Origin of the sequence: Aquimarina algiphila (assembly GCF_007489275.1) — a bacterium.
Lineage (GTDB): Bacteria > Bacteroidota > Bacteroidia > Flavobacteriales > Flavobacteriaceae > Aquimarina > Aquimarina algiphila.
Genome location: NZ_VLNR01000059.1, coordinates 1 through 20,795, shown reverse-complemented (window position 1 = coordinate 20,795; position 20,795 = coordinate 1). Strand labels below are relative to the sequence as shown.

The window sequence follows — 20,795 nt, the reverse complement described above, 5'->3', positions numbered from 1 at the left end:
AATAACTGTAATGATAAAGATATTTAAATTGTTAAAAGCTAATAAAGCACTAATAGGAATTGGTGTTTTATTACAAATTGCGGTAGTTTTTCAGTCTTGTAAAGATGAACTAGAAATTCCTTTACAAGGACAGGTAAGTGCAGATGTAATTGTATTTGATAGTAATTGGGTAACGCTTCAATTAGCTGCAGCGTATGGGATGTTGGATAGAAACCTAGATACATCTGACTCTTGGCGTTCGGCTCCATCTAATTGGATTTATGGAGAAGTATCATCTGATAATGCCTATAAAGGAAGTGATCCGGGAGATCAGCCTGTTATTGATAATGTAGAAGCGTATACAGCTACGTCTTCTGAAAACAATTATTATGGATATTTGTGGAATGCGATTTTTGAAGGAGTTGCGCGAAGTAATGAGGCTATACGCGGGGTTAAAACAGGTTTAGAAGCGGGTGATTTAACAACTGCAGAAGCTGCTCAATTTGAAGCAGAAGCAAGATTTTTGAGAGCACATTATCATTTTGAAGCTAAAAAAGTGTGGGGTAAGATTCCATTTGTAGATGAAACCGTTGAAGAATCAATAACTAATGAAAGTGTAGATTCATGGGGGCTTATAGAAGCTGATTTTCAATTTGCAATAGATAACCTTCCAGAAGCATCAAGATTTGTTGGTGCAGGGAATAGCTGGGCTGCAAAAGCATATATGGCAAAGGTACATATGTATCAATTAGACTACGATGCAGCTAGACCAATTTTGGATGATGTAATTAATGCAGGACCATATAGTTTAGTAGCTAAATACTCTGACAATTTTAATGCAGAAACAAAAAACTCTAGTGAGTCTATATTTGCAGTACAGCATACCGTAAATGATGGATCATCCCAAGATGATAATTCTAATTGGGGAGAAGCGCTTAATTTTCCAAACGGAGCACCTGTGGGAACTACTGGAGGGGCATGTTGTGGATTTTTTCAACCTTCACAGAACCTAGTGAACGCATATAAAACAGATGCTGGAGGATTACCATTATTAGACACGTTTAATGATTCTGATGTTACAAATGATGATGGTATAGCAGATGCTGATCCTTTTACTCCATATGCTGGAGAATTAGATCCAAGATTGGATTGGAAGATTGGCCGTAGAGGTATAGATTTTAATGGTTGGGGTATTATGCCAGGGCAATCTTGGATTCGTAATCCCGCCAATGGAGGTCCTTATCTACAAAAAGTTTCAGTGTTTAGATTTAGTCAATTTAATAACCCTGCTGTTGACTCTGGAGTTGCGTGGTTTCCTGCGGCAAGTTCAATAAATACAAATATTATTCGATTTGCAGAGATATTGTTATGGAGAGCAGAGATTATGGCGGTACAAGGAGAAGGAGATTTAGGAGTATCATTAGTAGATCAAGTTCGTATGCGTGCTGCAAATACAGAAGATTTTGTAAAAGAATTAGATATGGATGGAATGCCCACGGCTACTCCGGCTGCTAACTATGTAATTAGCCCTTATGGTGCTTTTACAGGTCAAGCACAAGCTATTAAAGCAGTCGCTCACGAATATAGAATAGAAACGGCATTAGAAGGACATCGTTTCTTTGATTTGGTAAGAAGAGGTGAGGCAGCAACGGTATTGACAAATTATTTAGCAGAAGAATCTACAAAAAGATCTCATCTTAATGGGGTATCCTTCTCATTAAGAAGTCAGGTATATCCTATTGCTCAAAATGTAATTAGTGTGAGTGGTGGTGTTATCAAGCAGAATGATGGATACTAAAAATTGTTTATTTTGAATTAGTTTTTAAAGACAACGTGCTTTGGTACGTTGTCTTTTTACATAATAATACATCCATATGATATATAAATGTTTAGTTTTTTTTGTTGGTGTATTCTTTCTTGTTAGCTGCACAGAAAAAGAAAAGACAATAGTAAATACTACTAATAAAGTATTTGAGAATCTGGAAGCTTCCACAACTGGAATTGAATTCAATAATGTGCTTACAGAAAATGATTCTTTAAATTATTTTACGTATTCCTATTTATATATGGGAGGAGGAGTAGCAACAGGAGATATTAACAATGATGGCCTAATAGATATTTACTTTACAGGAAATCAGGTTTCAAACAAATTATATCTAAATAAAGGAAATCTAAAATTTGAGGATATTACAGAAAAAGCTGGGGTCTCGGGAGATGATAGATGGTATACAGGAGTCACAATGGTTGATATCAATGGAGATGGCTTTTTGGATATTTATTGTTCGGTAGGAGGTAAGTTTGGGCCAAAAAATAATCAACTCTTTATAAATAATGGCTCTTCGACAAGCTCAGGACAAGTAACATTTTCTGAAAAAGCATCAGAATATGGTATTGATGATATCGGAAATAGTGTTCAAGGAACGTTTTTTGACTATGATAATGATGGAGACTTAGATCTATATTCAGCTAATTATCCCCCAACAAGTTTTAACGCTCCGAATTTCTATTATACATTTAGAATGAAAAATATAAAAGATCATGAAAGTGATCATTTATATAGAAATGATGGAGGCACTTTTACAAATGTAACCGAAGATGCGAGAATTAAAAACTTTGGACTGACTTTAAGTGCAACCGTAGGTGATCTTAATAATGATGGGTGGTCTGATATTTATGTATCTAATGATTTTAGTACTCCAGATTATTTGTATTTAAATAATCAAGATGGGACTTTTAGAGAAGTAGTAAAAAAAGCAACAGCACATACCGCTTTTTTTGGTATGGGAGTAGATATATCAGATTATAACAATGACGGCAATCTGGATATTTTTCAGGTAGATATGGATGCCCAGTCAAATCGTCGTAAAAAAACTAATATGGCAAGCATGAATCCAAAATTATTTTGGAGCACCGTCAATTCTGGATTTCATTATCAGTATATGCATAATTGTCTACAATCTAATACAGGGGTAATTAAAGATGGAATACCTCAATTTTCTAATATTTCCAGAATAACAGGAACTTCTTCAACAGATTGGAGCTGGGGACCACTTTTTGCAGATTTTGATAATGATGGACGAAAAGATCTATTTATTTCTAATGGTACCAGAAGAGAAGTAAATAACAATGATTATTTTAAAAGTCTAAATAAAACTAAAGACGTACAGGATAGTCTTTTACAAAAAAGTTTAAAGATTCCTTCAGAAAAGATCGATAATTTTATGTTTCGTAATGTAGGAGATTATGGTTTTGAAAAAGTAAATGAGAGTTGGGGAATTCAGTATGAAGGTTTCTCTAATGGAGTTGCGTATGCTGATTTGGATAATGATGGAGATTTAGAGATTATAACAAATAACATAGATGATTATGCGTCTGTTTTTGAGAATAAAAGCTCTGAAAAGAATAATTATATAACGATACAATTTGAAGGTAGCTCCAATAATACATTTGGATTAGGAAATCGAGTATATTTAAAAAATAGTGGAGAAACTCAAATGCAGGAACTTACCTTAACACGCGGATTTCAATCATCTGTAGCACCAGAACTACATTTTGGAGTTAATCAATCAAAAATAATTGAAGAAATAGAAATTGTATGGACAGATGGTAAGTCTCAGGTATTAAAAAATATTAACACAAATCAAAAGCTAATTATAAAGTATAGTGAAGCCTCTGATAAAGAAAAAGAAGTCGATAAAACGACTACGCTTTTTACTTCAGAAGAAAGCGAAATTTTTCCAGAGCATATCCATAAAGAGAATAGCTATGATGATTTTTCAAAGCAAATCTTGCTCCCTCATAAAATGTCAAAATTTGGTCCAGGAATTGCTGTTGGAGATTTAAACAATGATGGTTTAGAAGATTATTTTGTTGGAGGAGCACACAATTATTCAGGGAGTTTATTTTTTCAAAAAAATGATGGATTCGAAAAACAAGTAATTGAAGTTCTGGAAGAAGATAAGGCAAATGAAGATGTAGGTGCTGTTATTTTTGATGTTGATCAGGATGGTGATAATGATCTATATGTGATAAGTGGTGGATACGAGTTTTCTTCAACTTCTGAAATGTTACAGGATAGACTATACATTAATGATGGTAAAGGTAATTTTAGTAAAGCAGAGGTAGGAGTTTTACCTAAGATGATCACTAGTGGCTCAAGAGCGTATCATGCAGATTTTGATAAAGATGGTAAAGAGGATATACTTGTTTTGGGACGTCAGGTTCCAGAAAATTATCCCGCTCCTGCTAGTAGTTATTTATTAAAGAACAGTAGTAAGAATGGTAATGTTAAATTCGAAAATGTAACCGACTCACAAGCCAAAGAATTTATAAATCTTGGTATGGCTACGAGCGCCGTAATTACAGATTTTGATCATGATAATTGGTTGGATATTATAATAGTAGGAGAGTGGATGCCCATTCGTGTTTTCAAAAACATAAAAACAGGGTTTAAAGAAGTATCAGAAGAGTTGGGGTTAACATTAGATACAACCGGGTGGTGGTGGAGTATTAAGGAAGGAGATTTTGATCAGGATGGCGATATGGATTATCTGGTTGGTAATAATGGTCTAAATTATAAGTATCAAGCTACAGAAGAAGAGACTTTTGATATATATGTAAGTGATTTTGATAAAGATAACAAAGACGATATTGTACTTAGCTATTATAATGAAGGAAAACAATTTCCGGTAAGAGGAAGGCAGTGCTCGTCTGATCAAATCCCAGGAATTAAGCATAAATTTAAAGACTACAAAAGTTTTTCTGAAGCAACATTAGTAGATGTCTATACCAAAAATTCTTTGGAATCATCATTACATTATCAGGTAAAATCTTTTGCAAGTGTTTATTTAGAAAATCAAGGCGATACCTTTGTTATTCATAAACTTCCGGCAGAAGCTCAACTTTCATCAATGAATCAAATTTTGATTGAAGATTTTGATAAAGATGGGAACCTGGATGCTATTATAGGAGGAAACTTATATGCTTCAGAGGTAGAAACACCCCGAAATGATGCTGGATATGGATTGTTTATGAAAGGTGACGGAACAGGGAAATTTGAACCAGTTTCTGCTTCTAAAAGCGGCTTGATGTTACAGGGAGATGTTAAAGATTTATCTTCATTGAACGTAAAAGGAACTAAATTTATTATTGCCGCTAAGAACAATGATTATGTACAATTTGTAAAAATTGGCACAGAACATTAAGTATACTTATTTATTCTATTTGTTTTCATAAATCTTTGCCAAGAAGAGTTAAATTTATTCCTATTTGTGTTTCCATTAACAGGGTAATAGTTTTATTATTAGTAAATTATAGTAAAACTATTAACTATGAAAAATATACTATTACTTTGCATGCTTTTTATAAGTGTAACTTCATCATATTCAAATGATTGGAATGGCGAAAAAAATACAACAACAAATGATAATACATTTGAGTTTGATATTCAAGCTACCTCTACTCCTCAATTTTTAAATATTGTTACGAATAGACCCAAAGAGTCAATTGAAGTAAAAATCATAGATAAATCTGGTTTTATCAGGATTAGAAGTAAATTACATCTCGAAAGAGAGATTGATATTTCAGAACTAAGAGTAGGTTTATATTTGATTAAAATATATTCAGGAAATCATATGGCGATAAAAAGATTTTATAAGGGAAGAGATGTGGTAACTAATAAATAGATGGATGAAATTTTAACGCAAATAGAAAAAAGATGCTTGGGAGAGCATCTTTTTTATTTAAAAAGCGATTTATTCATATTAAATGAATTAGTGTTTTTATAATATGAAGAAAATTTTGGGAGGACTTTTTTAGTGTATTATTACCGTAATTCTTCTTTTTGAACTATCCTATAGATTTTCTATTATAGATTTTTATAAATCAGAACTAAAAGCTTTAAATACAAATCTAATCGACTCGCCACCTGAAGTAGATTTTTTAGTTTTTAGAGATTCTTTTTCTGCTTCGAAGGATAATTATATAGATTTTTTACGTGATTCGATTAATAAAACCTTTATAAATTCTAGTATCCCTGGAACGGGTATTAAACAATTAAACCTTTTTTCTTCTAGAAGGTTAAAAAAAATTAAACCTAAAAATATTATATACCAAGTTTATGTGGGGAATGATCTTATCGATGTAAGCCATTTCACAAATTTTAGAACTTTGCCGATAATAAGAAACCTTTATTGGAGTGTGTCTAATAAAATATTAAATTATAACCATCAATGCAAAATGACTTCTGCTGATTGGGTTTCGAGTGCTCTTTCGATTAAAAAAGGTATATAAATTCATCCAAAAACATTTCTATATAGATTTATAACAAACGCATTTATAAAATATTTACTATGATTATTTATTTTTTATCTTTAGCTTAATGAAAACGGTATTTATAGACAGAGATGGAGTTATTAATGAGGAGGTCAAATATTTACATAAAATACAAGATTTTAAATTTATTGATGGAGCTTTAAGTAGTTGCAAATATTTGCAGAGTAAAGGATTTCATTTAATCTTGGTTACCAATCAATCAGGTATTGGTAGAGGATATTACAAAATGAAAGATTTTAATATTCTTAATGAGTGGATGTTAAGTAAGTTTGATAAACAAGATATTAATATTTTGGATGTTTTTTATTGCCCTCATATACCTGAAGATAATTGTTGTTGCCGAAAACCAAAAACAGGTATGTTTGATGAAGCCAACAAAAAATATCAAATTGATAAGAACAATTCTTGGATGATCGGTGATAAAGAAAGTGATATTAAGGCAGCGCATGATTTTGGTATAAGAAATACTATACTTGTTGAAAGCGGGCATAAAATTGAAAAAACAAAAAGTAAAGCCAAATTTATTTTGCCGTCAATCAGAGAGGTAAATAATTATATTTTATGACATTAGTTTAATGGAGATAAACTTTAATAATAAAACTATTTTGATAACCGGTGGTGCGGGATTTATTGGTTCTAACATTGCTTTTTATTTGCAAAAAAATTATCCAGACAGTAAAATTATAATTTTTGATGTATTTAGAAAGGGGGAGACCTTTGATAATGGTAATTTAAAAAGTTTTGGTCATTATAAAAATTTGATAGGCTTTAAAGGTGATATAATTTGTGGAGATATCAAAGATGAAGAAGATTTAAATAAGCTTAAATTTTATAAATTAGACTTTATTTTTCATTATGCAGCTATTTCTGATACACGAGTCTATGACCAAGAAATTATTATGAAAACTAATGTTAATAGTTTTTATAATTTATTAGAGGTTGCTAAAAAAAATGAAGCAGGAATGATATACGCAAGTTCTGCTGCTACATATGGTTCAAGTCCATCACCTCAAAAAATTGGTGATGATTCTCCTGAAAATGTTTATGGTTTTTCTAAGTACGCTATGGATCAGATAGCATATCGATACATGAAAGAATACTCAAATATGCATATCGTGGGGCTTAAATTTTTTAATGTTTATGGAGAAAAAGAATACTTTAAAAATAAGACTGCATCTATGGTAATTCAACTAGGGCATCAAATTATAGCAGGCAAGTCACCACGTTTATTTATAGGGTCAGATAAAATTATGCGTGATTTTGTTTATGTCAAAGATGTTATTCTTGCTAATATTTTAGCATGTTTTACTAAAAAAAATGGAATCTATAATATTGGTAGTGGGGTTCATCGTAGTTTCTATGACATTGTGAATATTTTGCAACAGGAATTGAATACAAATTTAAAAATAGAATATTTTGAAAATCCTTATAAAGGGTATCAGATGCATACCAGAGCTGATATTAGTCTAAGTCAGGAATTTTTAGGTTATAAGCCAAATTACACTTTAGAACAAGGTATTAAAGAATATATTCCTTATATCAAACAAACATTTAATTGGGATAAAAAACAATGAAAAAAATTTTGGTAATTGGTGATATTATGATAGATAAATACTTAATAGGTAGTATTGAGCGTATATCACCAGAAGCTCCTGTTCCGGTAGTTGATATAAAAGAAGAGAAATTAGTTTTAGGTGGTGCAGGTAATGTAGTTAATAATTTGTTGGCTTTTGGAGCTGAAGTTAATATTATAAGTGTAATAGGTGATTGTGAAAATACTTCGATTATGTATAATTTGTTAGAAGAACAAGGTATACTTACGGATTATATGGTTATTGAAAAAGATAGACTAATAACTAAAAAAACTAGAATACTATCGTCGTCTAATCAACAAATAGTACGTTATGATAAAGAAACTACAAAAGACATTAATGAAGATAGTACAAATAAGGTTTTTGACATCTACAGGAACATTATTAAAAGTCACGAAATAATTATTCTCTCTGATTATGGGAAAGGAGTATTGACAGATAATGTCACCAAAAAAATTATAAAGTTAGCAAACGAAGAAAAAATTAAAATATTAGTTGACCCTAAAGGTAGCGATTATTCAAAATATACTGGGGCTTATTTATTGACTCCAAATAAAAAAGAAGCAAGTATTGCAACAAACTTTGATATTAATAACAATCAATTGGAGTATGCTATTCGTACACTTAAATCAAAATATAAATTAGCGATTTCTGTTATTACACTTAATCAAGATGGTATTGCCGTTTTTGATGAAGAATTAAGAATATTCCCAACTAAAGCAAAAGAGGTTTATGATGTTACTGGAGCAGGAGATACTGTTATTGCTGCGATAGCATATAAATTAGCACAAGATAGTCATATTGATGATGCTATACAATTTGCTAATTTAGCAGCTGGTATTGTTGTTGCAAAAATTGGGGTGGGAACCGCTACAATTGATGAAATTTATGCCAAAGATCATAATATAAAAACAATAGATGAAATCAAAACAATTGTTAATGACCTAAAAGAACAAAATAAAAAAATAGTATTTACCAATGGTTGTTTTGATATCCTTCACTTAGGACATATAAAATATTTAGAAAAAGCAAAAAAACTAGGAGATGTTTTAATTGTGGGAGTAAATACTGATAATTCAGTGAAAAACATAAAAGGGAATAAACGCCCAATTAATCCCGAACTAGATAGGGCCTATTTATTAAATGCTCTGAAATCTGTTGATTATACTGTATTGTTTAACGAAAATACGCCTTATGAATTAATTAAATCTATAAGACCAAATGTTTTGGCAAAAGGTGCTGATTATAAAAATAAGGAGATTATAGGTAGTGATTTTGCAGGAACTACAAAATTAATCGAGTATATAGATGGAAAAAGTACAACGGGTGTAATCAACAAAATAAAACAATGATCTCTGAAAATTTAAAAGAGCATATTCAAGTAATAGAGCAAACCATTAGCAAATATGAAGATGATATTAATTTTATAGCAAGCAAGTGTATAAAACGTTTAGAAGCTGGTGGAAAAATTATTATATTCGGTAATGGAGGAAGTGCTGCAGACGCACAACATATGGCGGCAGAATTAGTTGGAAGTTTTAGTGATAAAAAGAGACCTGCCCTAGCTGCAATAGCTCTAACCACAGATACATCTACTCTTACTTCGATTAGTAATGATTATTCTTATGACGAGGTTTTTTCTCGTCAATTAGAGGCTTTTGCTTCAGAAAAAGATGTAGTAATAGGTATTAGTACTAGTGGTAAAAGTAAAAATGTTATAAATGCACTTCAACTTGGGAAGGAAAGAAAAAGTTTTGTTGTGGGTTTAAGTGGTAATGATGGAGGCCAAATGAATGCAGTTTGTGATAAAAATATTATTGTTTGTTCGAACCACACCTCGAGAATACAGGAGACACATATATTTATCGAACACAGTATTTGTGATATACTTGATAAACATTTTTTAAAATAGATATATATAATTATAATAATTTCTATTTATAGTAAAAGATCTATAATAGAATAACGTTAAACTTATCCATCACTTTTGAAATCGGATGACAGTTAAAACCTTTATTATTCAATGAAATATCAGTTTTTAATCTTTATCGATGGATTGGTCAAACCATTTTACATGATGATGAATGCATTGAAATGGAGAGGGAAAATGAAAAAAAAGGAGCAACATTTTATTGTGCTAAAGTTTTTTGGATTAGGTAGTATAACTCGAATTGTTCATGTTATGAATACGATAGGTATCGAAAAGAAGCAGGTTACATTTGTTACATTATATAGTAACAAAGCGGTGATTGATTTGCTAGATTTGAACGTCATATACGTTAAAACAAAACATCCTTTCGTTTTAATGATTAGTTTATTTAAGCTTGTATTACAAATTTGGAAACAAAAAACCACCACAATATTGGATATGGAACGAGTTTCAAACCTGTCTGGCCTGTTTAGATTAATAGTTGGAATTGGAAAACATTGTAGCTCATTCTATTTTAAACCCAAGAATAAAAATACAAGAGTACAATCTTTTGTGTCGTTACAAAACAAACCTGCTACAAATGCTATTGCAGAAATGTTTAATAAAACCTATGCCTGCCCTTCAGTAAAGTATAATACAAAAGAGGGAGGTAATAATAAAATATTTATTAACATCAATGCAGGTAATTATCTTTTACAACGTAGGTTTACTTTATCAAAATATGCTTCCTTAATTAAGGAACTTCATGATAAAAATCCGGATTGGCATTTTTATTTGACTGGTGCAAAACCTGAATTTACATTTGTAGCATCGTTTGAAGAACGATTAATAAATCTTGGGGTTACGTCAAAAAAAATCTCAAATATAGCAGGTCAGCATAATTTATCCGAATTTGTTGAATGTTTAAAAGAAACAAAACTATTTATTACAAATGATTCAGGTCCTCTACATTTAGCCTATTTATTTGGGATAAGAACAGTAGGGATCTGGGGACCGACTTCATCAAAATTGGTAGGATATCAAGAAAACGAACAGATGCTCAATTTAGAATTGGATATGAGTTGTTCTCCTTGTTTTATTCATCCGAAATCACAAATAGCAAGATATTGTCAGGGAGATGTAACTTGCTTTAAATCTATGAATCCAAAGGAAATGGCTTCAAAAATAATTAGATTCGTTGAATCAGAAAAATATAAAGTCCTAATTGAATGAGTTCATCTAAGCGTATATTGTTTCTGAACCCTCCAGGAAAGAAAATCTATATTAGAGATTATTATTGCTCAAAAGTATCAAAAGCATACTATTTACCTCAACCTGTCGATTTATTAATGCAGTCCGCATTTTTTAATGAGCCAGATTATAAAATATTGGTAATGGATTGTATTGCTGAAAAGATATCAGAAACTAATGCTTATAAAAAAATAAAATGTTTCAAACCTAATTATATAATTGGTCAAATAGGTGCTGTTTCACTGATTGAAGATCAGCTTTTTTATAATATTGTTAAAAAAGAAAACCCAAATACTATAATCGCTTGCTCAGGAGATGCATTATTAGAAAAGTATGGAGAGAAATTTCAAAAATATAAGTGGTTAGATGCAATTATTACAAATTTTTTTAAGAATGGGTTTAGGCAATTAATAGAGGGGGGAGAAAAAATAGAAGGACTGGTTTATCGACAAGAAGGAGAATTTGTTGTTAAAGATAGCAAACGATCCAAACCCATGGATATGGCAGTACCTAAACAACATTTTTTTATGGGTAACTATAGAATGCCATTTGCTAATGCGTTTCCAATGGCGACAGTTCTAACGAATTATGCATGCCCTTATCCTTGTACATTTTGTATTATGTCTACCTTGCCTTATACAACAAGAACTGCAGCTTCAATTATAACTGAATTAAAAGAACTAAAAGCAAAAGGATACAAATTTATTTATTTCTCAGATCAAACTTTTTTTCAATCAAAAACAATTACTAGAGAAGTTTTAGAGTGGATGATTGAAGACAACTATGGTATAAACTGGATGTGTTTTTCGAGAGTAGATGTTTTAAATGAAAAAGAACTAAGGTTAATGAAAGCTGCTGGATGCACTTTAATTATGTTTGGAGTCGAATGGGCAGAAGATGATTTATTAACCCATTATAAAAAACACTATACAACCCAACAAATTGAAAAAACGTTTGCATTATCAAAAAAAATCGGAATAAAACGTTTAGGTACTTTTTTAATTGGTGTACCAGGCCAATCAAAAGCATCCATATTAAACACGATAGCATTTGCAAAAAAAATTGATGCAGACTATGCTTCATTTAATGTAGCTGTACCACGAAGTAATACTTCCTTCAGAACTGAAGCATTAAAAGAAGGGCTGATTGATGATTCGTTAGAGGTTATGGATCAGTCAGGAAACGAAGTCACAATAGGCACAGGTTTGTTGAGTAGAAAAGAATTACAACAGTTAAAAAATAAAGCATATAGGTCTTTTTATTTTAGACCTAAATATATTTTGAAAAGATTACTTAGCTTAAGAAACTGGACTGAACTTAAAATTCATTTTAAAGAAGGATGGTATATTCTTAAATCCCTACTTAATTAGTTTGTTTATTGGATCAAACAATAATCAGTATTCTTTTTTTAATTATAAATCAATTGTTTGGTTACCATTTTTTCTTGGCATATTAGTAGTTGTTACTGTTGTGTTTTATCTTAATTTTCCATCTGGTTATAATCAAGGGATATACCATTATCAAGGTTTAGTTATAAAAAATGGTGGTTTACCATACACAGGTTTTATTGAAAAAAAAGGACCCATGGGTTTGTTAACTTATTCTCTAGCTGCTATTCTTTTTGGAGAAACGGTCATAGCGTATCGTGTTTTTGATTTAATCATTTTAGTAATCACCGGTTATTTTTTGTTTCGTTTAGTTCGATTGAATTATTCAAAGTTAACCAGTTGGTTAGTGAGTGTTTTTTGGCTTCACCATGTACTTATTGATGGACCAGGAAATACAGGAGATGTTACTAATATAATTACTGCATGTTATGTAGCTCTGGCTTACCATTTATTAGCCCCCAAGACAAAAAAATATTGTTTGGTTGCGGGAGTACTAATTGCACTAGCTTGTTGGGTTAAACCTACAGCATTACTTATAGCGATGCCACTTATTTTTTTATGTTTTGATAAAGATAAAATATGTAATTTTAATCAGAGTCATGTACTCAAATTTCTATTAGGGATGCTTATCCCGACTATTATTTTTATACTATATTTATTAATTTCTGGTACTTTTTATGGTTTTTGGGAGTCTGTGGTTTTAGATACTATTTTTAATTACACGGGTTACGTATCGCGATTTAGTGCTAGAACAATATTAAAAACAGGATGGACATTCCTCAATGATCCGGTTTTAAGAATTGGAGGTGTATTGAGCTTGTTTATATTTTCTAAGAATTCAATTATTAAATTAATAGTTGCAGGAATTGGTTTGATGCTATTTGTTGAAGGACGATTATATCCTTATCAATTTAGTATATTATGGCCCTTTTTAACAATAGGAATAGTTGAAGGTTTTATAGTTTTAAGTCAGAGTTTTTCTGAAAAAAAACAAAAAATATTAGTTGTCTTATTTTGTATTATCATGACTTTTCCAGCTTTCAAAATCGGTTCGACTTTTATACAGGCAGGATTTCTAACAAGTAATTTTGATGTAGCCCAAACATTTATTTTTCCGGATTTTAGAGATATGTATAACCATAGAAAGTCCGTTGTTTCTTATTTAAAAAAAGAACTGAATACAGAAGATGAAGTATTAGTGTTGGGGCAAGATCCAAATATTTATTTGGAACTAGGTGTAATTACCACTTGTAGACTAGCAAGAGATGGGGCTGCACTTACAGGAAAGTTAACAGCCAGTACTCCATCTCATTTAATCGCATGGCAGGAAGAATTATTGAAATATATGAATGAAGTAAAGGCAGACTGGATAATAGTCTCTAAAACTCTTCCAAATTTCTGGATTGACTCTTACAAAAAGAGAATAAATAGTATCTTTTCTGAAAAATATCAATTAGAATATGAAACAGATGGGCATCTAATTTACAAAAAACGATACTATAAATGATAAGCTCTGAACCAATAGTAATATTATCTCCATGTTACAATGAAGAACTAAATATTGTTAATTTTCTTCATTCTCTTGAAAACGTTTGTAATGCGTTAGATTCTCTATTTGAAGTAGTCATTGTAAATGATGGGTCAATAGATAAAACTTCTGAATTATTAGATGGTTTTTTCTTTGAATCTAAAAATATCAGCTTGACTGTATTAGAATTAGATTTTAATGTTGGGCACCAACAGGCAATTTTTCAGGGACTTATTTATGCAAAATCTACAAATTCAAACCAATTTATTGTTTTAGATAGTGATGGACAAGATGATGTAAAACTAATTCCATCCATGATAGAACAAAAGGATTGTGATGTTGTTCATATCGTTAGAAAAAAAAGAAAAGAATCCTTTTTATTTCGATTTAGTTATAAAATTTATAAAATGATTTTTAAGACTATTACTGGGCAATCTATACATTTTGGTAATTATTGTTTAATAAATAGAAATATATTAAATAGGATAACAATGGTAGGTTTTGTTCATTTTCCAGCTTTTCTTTCCAAATTTGCATTGCGCAAAAAATATATTGAAGCTGATCGACAAAAAAGAGATAATGGAAAATCTAAAATGGGTATAACAGATTTGTTAGATCATGCGATTAAATCGTTTGTTCAATATGCAGAACAATTATTAGTTGTTTGTCTTTGGATATTTATATCTTTAGTAATAATACTAACAATTTTTGCAGGATATGTCTTATATAAAAAATTGTTTACAGATAGAGCAATTTTAGGATGGGCAAGCACTATTATTTTAGGATTATTTAACGGTGCGTTAATCGCATTAAGTGCCTTTGTTATAGGAACACAATTATTAAAAAACTCTTACAGTAATACTATAAAATTTACAGCTTCTACGGTAAAAAAGAATGGAAAATCTATAAATAGACGTAGTGAAGAACATAGTTGAAACATTAAAAACAATAAAATTTAAAAGTGCAATCATCGTTAAAGTATGGATTGTTATTGCTATAGGGATTGTATTACTTAAAGGAGTTATAGCAGGGTGGAGCAATACCGCTTCTGATTTTAATAATTACTATTTATCCGCCAAACTGGTTTCTGAAGGAACACCAATTCATCAGTTTTATGATAACGATTGGTTTACTAATAAAGCATATCAAATAGGTATTAAAGAAGGTGCTAAATTTTCACCTTTTCCTCCCATTACTGCCTATGTTTATTTACCCGTGACGTTTTTTAAACCACTGATAGCAAAAAGAGTCTGGTTAGTATTTAATGCTTTGATATTAATTGTTTTACCTTTTAGAATAAGAAAAATAACAAAGTGGTCTTTAAGTCAAACAACTCTATTTTTATCATTATTTATTATTCCAATATCAAGTTGTTTAAACTTTGGACAATTGTACTTGTTAATTGGTTTTTTATTACTTGAGTCATTAGGACAACTCTATATGCTTAGTAAGCCAAAGATATTGGGTTTTTTTATTGGTGTTTTGGCATCTTTAAAATATTTGCCTATTATTTTTTTAGGCTATATTATCCAACATGAAAAAAGGTATCTTATTCTAATTTTTACTTTTTTGGGAATAATTATACCTTCTTTAATTATCTATATGATAGATGACCAGGTACATGACATCTTTTTTCTAGATTTTATATCTCACCTAGAAGGTAACTTACCTGGACAAGGTAAGTATGCGGTGGAGTTTCAATCAATTGATTCCTTACTTAATAATTTATTTGTCTATGATCAATTTAAAAACCCGTTTCCACTTTTAAACCTATCGATTTTGAAACCAATTATTAAATATTCATTATTGGGAGTAACTATGGTGTTGTTATTTTATACTTTTAAAAGGAATCACTATCAAGTCACACCAATTATAATCTCGATTGGTATTATTGGAGTTTTTGTAATGATACCAGCATCAGCGTCATACCATTTTTTACTGTTGTTATGGCCAATACTGTGCATAATTGAATGGCTTATTTCTTTTAAATCAAAGAAAGCACTGGTTATTATTTCGATAATGATATTCTTAACTTTTACAATACAACAATATCATATTCCAAATTTAGATCAACTCTCTACAATCAATTTATTACTTCATTATCCAAGGTTTTGGAGCTTATTATGTGTATTTTTATTACTTAATTATTATCATATCAAAATACTTAGGAAGAACTATGGCTAAATTATTATTTCTTCAAAATTTGGATTATGAATTTCTTGGACCAATGTACATCTCATCTATGTTGAAAGATCATGGTCACGAGTGTGAATTGGCTATAGGCCAAACTTTCGAAGATTTTGAAGAAAGGATAGAAAAATTTCAACCAGATCTAGTTGGTTTTTCTATTATGAGTGGCAGTCATTATTGGGGAAAAAATCTAGCTGGGAAGATTAAGGAGAAATACGGAATAAAAAATATTTTTGGTGGCGCTCATCCTACTTTTTTTAAAGAGTTTATAGAAGAACCAGAAGTAGATTATCTAGTAAGAGGAGAAGGAGAAGAGACTATGAAAGAAATAATGGATAGGATAGATGGAAATGAGTGTTTCCATAATACTCCAAATTTATCGTTTTCTCAAAACAATGAAAAAACTCATAATCCGTTAAGAAATTTAAGACCTGATTTGGACGAATACCCGTTCCCAGATCGTTCTCTTTATAATGATTTAGATAAACTGGGAGAAAGAAAAGTACGAAATGTAATAACATCTAGAGGCTGTCCTTTTCACTGCTCTTTTTGTTTTGAAGATGCTATGCGTGACATGTATAAAGGAAAAGGTAAATATGTTAGAATAAGAGAAATAGATAGAGCTATAGAAGAATGCAAAAGACTTCTAGCAGAAACTAATGCTGAGATTATATATTTTGCAGATGATGTTTTTGGAATGAAAAAACAATGGCTTTATGATTTCTTAGAAGTTTATAAAAAAGAGGTCAATGTAGAGTTTATTTGCTTAGTGCGAGCAGATATTGTAGCTTCTGATGAACAATATGCTTATAAATTGGCAGAGGCAGGTTGTAAATCTGTTTTTTTCGGCATAGAGTCTGGAAACGAGCAGTTGAGAAATAAAGTGCTCAAAAAACAATTAACAGATGATCAAATTTTAAAAGCAGCTAAGTTACTTCATGATGTTGGAATAACGTTTAGAACGTATAATATAGTTGGCCTGCCAGATGAAACATTGGAAGATGCTTTTTCTACCGTAGAGTTAAACATAAAAATTAAAGCAGATTACCCATGGTGTTCTATTTTTTCTCCTTTTCCAGGTACAGAATTAACAGATTACGCTTTTAATAAAGGGTATCTGGGTAAAGAATTTGATTATGATTCTTTAGATAAATCGTTTTTTTTAGAAACCAAATTAGAGATTCCGCATAAACGAGAGATTCAGAATTTGCAAAAATTTTTCCAAACTGCCGTTTTATGGCCTTGGACTTATCCACTTATCAAGCGTTTGATTAAATTACCATCTAACGTAATTTTTAGAGCGTGGTTCGGCTTTATTTATTTTTTAGTATACATTAAATCCGAGAAGCGTAATTTTTGGGAAACTTTTAAATTTGCTATTAAAAATTATAAGCACGTTTTAGTAAAGGAATAGTATTAAGTTTAAAAATTAGAAATAAATCTTATGGCTATTGTCAATTATAAGATTGATATCATCATCATACTCTTATTTGATTTTTAAATTATATACAAAACTCAAAATAATCTCCAAAACAATTATGTAATTAATATATATCTGAATATAATACTGATGTATTTTAATTTACACCCCCATGTTGTATTATTTTGAAAATATAATTTTTTTCGCCGATTATTTTCTTCTCAAACTGGACATCAAAAATCAAGTCGAACTGTAAAGCAATATTTTTTATTTTTTTTATTTCACAATCTTCTGATAGAATCATGTAAGTATTTGTATTTTCCGAAATATAATTGGGAAGCTGTTGAAAAAGTCTTTTGAAATACTCAAAATTATTTCCACAAAACCAAGCCTTTTCTTTTATGTTTTTCGGTGTTTTAGGGTAATATGGAGGATTGATAAGTATATAATCAAAAGCCCTGTTCTTTAAGTTGTCAAATAGATCAGAATTCACTATTTCTATTGCTAATTGGTTTTTAGTAGAAGCTTTGTCTAAGTATTTTAGAGCAATGGGATTGATATCTGAAGAAGTTGTGGTAGCTCCTTTTTTTGATGTATATAATGAAATGATCCCTGATCCACAACCAAGTTCTAGTACTGTTTTTTTGTTTAACTCTATTGGTTTTAAAAAATCAAGGAATATCTTAGTACTTAATGTGAGGTGAGGAGGAAATACATCGGGGTGTACAATTACTTCAATACCTTCATAACTATATTTTCTAGGCTTCACATAATATAGCTGTAAGCCTAATCTTAGAAAAGGATGCGTTATTTTCTTAAGTAAATTTCTCATTATTCTGAGTAAAACCCTTGTATTTCTGGTTGTCGATATTTCCAGATTTTATGTAGAGCTTTTATTTCATAGGGATATTTGTATATCTGATTTTGATAACGCACCCCTGCAATGGTACGAAGTATTTTTTTCTTTAGTCCTCTAATTCTAAAATCTGAGGCGGTAGGGTAGTATCCATTAAGAACGGTTTCAAAATTTTTAATTTTGTCAACCATTTCAGGAGTAAGCCAAGGAGTCAAAGGATTTTTACGAAGATCAAATTTTTCCCACTCTGGATTTAACCAATCTTCAAGTTTTTTTGGAAAACTAAAACCTGCTTGTTGAATTTGTTCATATAATTCAGAACCTTCAGTAGCTACAGGACTATAGAGATAAATAATTATTTCAGAGGCAGGATTAAGGTCTTTAATCTCTCTTATAAATTTGATATCCCATTCAATCTGAGCCATTACTTTGTCTGGGGAATCTGCAGGCATCCCTAATACAAAAGAAAATTCCGGAATAATACCAATCGGAGCTAATCGCTTTGCGAAATCTTTAATAGTTTGTCCGGTTTGCGTCCCCCCTTTATTCATTTGTTTCAGGATATCATCATTACCGGTCTCTGCACCTAAAAATATCATTTTACATCCCGCTTTTTTCATAGTAATAAGATCTTCATCACTATATTTATTAATAGTGTCAATTCTACCTTCTCCCCACCAGGTGATACCATCATTCATAACCAAATTGGAAAACTCCACAACTCTTTTTCTGGAAGTGAAAAAGTTGTTATCATGAAATTCTATAGCATCGATACCATACGTATCTTTAAAATATTTAACATCATTATATACCGTTTGAGCAGATTTGGCCTTCCATCTTCCTTCGTAAATAGGAACAACGGCACAGAAAGAACATGTAAATGGACAGCCTAAACTGGAATGATAAGAAAATGTTTTTTCTCCCAAAAAAGTTCTACTGAGGTAATGTTCGAGATTATAAAACTGGTTTAAATGCTGATATGGGAGCGGAGGAAGAGTATCCTGTTCTAATAATTTTTCTTTAGGAGTCTGAATTATGATTCCCTCTTTATCCTGATAAATCAAATTTTTAATGGTATTGATTTCTGAATAATTATTATCCTCTAAAGCATCTAATAATGAAGGGAAAGCTATATCTCCGGGGCCATTTACAATATAATCTACAAAGTCAGATTCTATACAAGCTTTGAATTGATTAGAAGCAAAATAGCCACCCCATATGGTAATACATTTAGGGAACAGCTCTTTTATATTTTTTGTATAAGGAATTGCTTGTTTAAGTTGTGGTCCTGGCATTACAGTAGAACAGAAATATTTGAAATCCCCTGTATCAAAGTAGCTTTTGATTTTTTTCCATGGATCACTTTCCAAATTCCCATCAACAAAAACAAAATCATGTTTTCCATAAATCGAAGCACCAACCTGAAGTATAGAATTAGGAATTCTATGCTTTGCATTTGCACTTCTAGGGTTGAATATTAGGATTTTATTTTTCATAAATTTTTCACAAAAATATTACCATGTAATCTATGAACAGGGAGTTTCTTAACAATGTTAATCATTTCGCTACAAGAAATCCAATCTTTTAGTTCAAATTTAGGTTTTTCATTCAAATTAAAATTATAAATAGTTTTGGTTTTGTCAAGAAGTTTAATAATTTCTAGAGTGTTTTCAATGAACCCTCCAGTAAATTCAAATTCAATCATTGGGATTGTATAATCTAAATCAGAAAAAATTTCTAACTCATATCCTTCTACATCAACTTTACAGAAAAGGGGAACTCCAAAGGATTCAATTAAGGTATTTAATTTTTTGACAATAACTTTCTCAGTATGCTTCCATTGTAATGAATCATTTTGGAAATATTTAACGAATTCATTAGAGAATGTAGCAACTTCAATATGATTGGCCAATTGCAGTTCTCTAATCTCATTTTTGCTTCCTACAGCGTGCAAGTGATAGGTGAAATTAGTGTGTTTTATATTTTCTAAGTAGCTTTTGCATATAGATTGGGGTTCGAAAGCAATTACCTTAGCACCAAGTGATAGATATATTTTACTTTTCCCTCCTTTATTAGCTCCTATGTCAAAGCATAAATCGTTTTTTTTAATAAATTTAGAGTAAAACCTTCTTTGTCTAAATTTGTTTATATAGTTATTTATTTTTTTCACTCTATAAAAGTAATTGGGACCCTAAAATAAACCTAAAAACATAAATGTATTTACCCGTTGTGCATTTAGAAAAAGTTGCGCAAACTGCTAAAAGGCAGTAAATTGTAGTTACGACACTATAATTCATATGCACAACTTTCAAGCAAATTACGATAAAATACTCAAGGTTTTAAAAGGAT

Annotated in this window: 16 protein-coding genes; 13 read left to right on the top strand and 3 right to left on the bottom strand. The window is 30.6% G+C overall.

The window, feature by feature from the left end; translation table 11 throughout:
• Positions 1-10 precede the first annotated feature (10 nt).
• The 13 genes from FOF46_RS22500 to FOF46_RS22440 all read left to right on the top strand — a co-directional run bounded on the left by FOF46_RS22500 (position 11) and on the right by FOF46_RS22440 (position 17,584).
• Positions 11-1,777 carry a RagB/SusD family nutrient uptake outer membrane protein gene (locus tag FOF46_RS22500; protein WP_109436889.1) on the top strand — a complete coding sequence of 589 codons (1,767 nt, stop codon included), beginning with the start codon at positions 11-13 and terminating at the stop codon, positions 1,775-1,777.
• Between the two features lie 76 nt (positions 1,778-1,853).
• Positions 1,854-5,183, top strand: a complete 3,330-nt coding sequence (locus FOF46_RS22495) for a VCBS repeat-containing protein (RefSeq protein WP_143918007.1) — start codon at positions 1,854-1,856, stop codon at positions 5,181-5,183.
• Positions 5,184-5,309: 126 nt separating this feature from the next.
• Entirely contained in the window at positions 5,310-5,663 is a 354-nt protein-coding gene (locus tag FOF46_RS22490) for a T9SS type A sorting domain-containing protein (RefSeq protein WP_143918006.1), read from the top strand.
• A 695-nt stretch (positions 5,664-6,358) separates the two neighbouring features.
• On the top strand, positions 6,359-6,877 hold the full coding sequence (gene gmhB, locus FOF46_RS22485) for a D-glycero-beta-D-manno-heptose 1,7-bisphosphate 7-phosphatase (protein WP_109436886.1): 519 nt from the start codon (positions 6,359-6,361) through the stop codon (positions 6,875-6,877).
• Positions 6,878-6,887: 10 nt separating this feature from the next.
• Positions 6,888-7,886: an ADP-glyceromanno-heptose 6-epimerase gene (gene rfaD / locus FOF46_RS22480; RefSeq protein ID WP_200825118.1), complete on the top strand. Its 999-nt coding sequence runs from the start codon at positions 6,888-6,890 to the stop codon at positions 7,884-7,886.
• Positions 7,883-9,256, top strand: a complete 1,374-nt coding sequence (gene rfaE1 / locus FOF46_RS22475; RefSeq protein WP_109436884.1) for a D-glycero-beta-D-manno-heptose-7-phosphate kinase — start codon at positions 7,883-7,885, stop codon at positions 9,254-9,256. Before rfaD ends, rfaE1 begins: the two co-directional genes overlap by 4 nt.
• On the top strand, positions 9,253-9,816 hold the full coding sequence (locus FOF46_RS22470) for a D-sedoheptulose-7-phosphate isomerase (RefSeq protein WP_143918005.1): 564 nt from the start codon (positions 9,253-9,255) through the stop codon (positions 9,814-9,816). The genes rfaE1 and FOF46_RS22470 overlap by 4 nt, the downstream gene beginning before the upstream one ends.
• Positions 9,817-9,927: 111 nt before the next feature.
• Complete coding sequence (locus tag FOF46_RS22465) at positions 9,928-11,046, top strand: glycosyltransferase family 9 protein (protein ID WP_143918004.1); 1,119 nt, start codon at positions 9,928-9,930, stop codon at positions 11,044-11,046.
• The gene (locus FOF46_RS22460; protein WP_109436881.1) at positions 11,043-12,434 is read left to right on the top strand and encodes a B12-binding domain-containing radical SAM protein; all 1,392 of its coding nucleotides are present in this window, start codon (positions 11,043-11,045) and stop codon (positions 12,432-12,434) included. Before FOF46_RS22465 ends, FOF46_RS22460 begins: the two co-directional genes overlap by 4 nt.
• Before the next feature lie 214 nt (positions 12,435-12,648).
• A complete protein-coding gene (locus FOF46_RS22455) occupies positions 12,649-13,959 on the top strand; it encodes a glycosyltransferase family 39 protein (protein WP_167571915.1) in 1,311 nt (436 codons plus the stop codon).
• On the top strand, positions 13,956-14,915 hold the full coding sequence (locus FOF46_RS22450) for a glycosyltransferase (RefSeq protein WP_109436879.1): 960 nt from the start codon (positions 13,956-13,958) through the stop codon (positions 14,913-14,915). The genes FOF46_RS22455 and FOF46_RS22450 overlap by 4 nt, the downstream gene beginning before the upstream one ends.
• Positions 14,899-16,164, top strand: a complete 1,266-nt coding sequence (locus FOF46_RS22445) for a glycosyltransferase family 87 protein (RefSeq protein WP_167571914.1) — start codon at positions 14,899-14,901, stop codon at positions 16,162-16,164. The genes FOF46_RS22450 and FOF46_RS22445 overlap by 17 nt, the downstream gene beginning before the upstream one ends.
• Complete coding sequence (locus FOF46_RS22440; protein WP_143918001.1) at positions 16,157-17,584, top strand: B12-binding domain-containing radical SAM protein; 1,428 nt, start codon at positions 16,157-16,159, stop codon at positions 17,582-17,584. Before FOF46_RS22445 ends, FOF46_RS22440 begins: the two co-directional genes overlap by 8 nt.
• Before the next feature lie 163 nt (positions 17,585-17,747).
• Here the strand turns inward: FOF46_RS22440 and FOF46_RS22435 are convergent, their stop codons facing one another.
• The 3 genes from FOF46_RS22435 to FOF46_RS22425 are packed head-to-tail and all read right to left on the bottom strand — an operon-like array spanning position 17,748 to position 20,616.
• Positions 17,748-18,422: a methyltransferase gene (locus FOF46_RS22435; protein ID WP_143918000.1), complete on the bottom strand. Its 675-nt coding sequence runs from the start codon at positions 18,420-18,422 to the stop codon at positions 17,748-17,750.
• Positions 18,422-19,942, bottom strand: a complete 1,521-nt coding sequence (locus FOF46_RS22430; protein ID WP_143917999.1) for a B12-binding domain-containing radical SAM protein — start codon at positions 19,940-19,942, stop codon at positions 18,422-18,424. Before FOF46_RS22430 ends, FOF46_RS22435 begins: the two co-directional genes overlap by 1 nt.
• Complete coding sequence (locus FOF46_RS22425) at positions 19,939-20,616, bottom strand: FkbM family methyltransferase (protein ID WP_109436874.1); 678 nt, start codon at positions 20,614-20,616, stop codon at positions 19,939-19,941. Before FOF46_RS22425 ends, FOF46_RS22430 begins: the two co-directional genes overlap by 4 nt.
• Between the last annotated feature and the right edge of the window lie 179 nt (positions 20,617-20,795).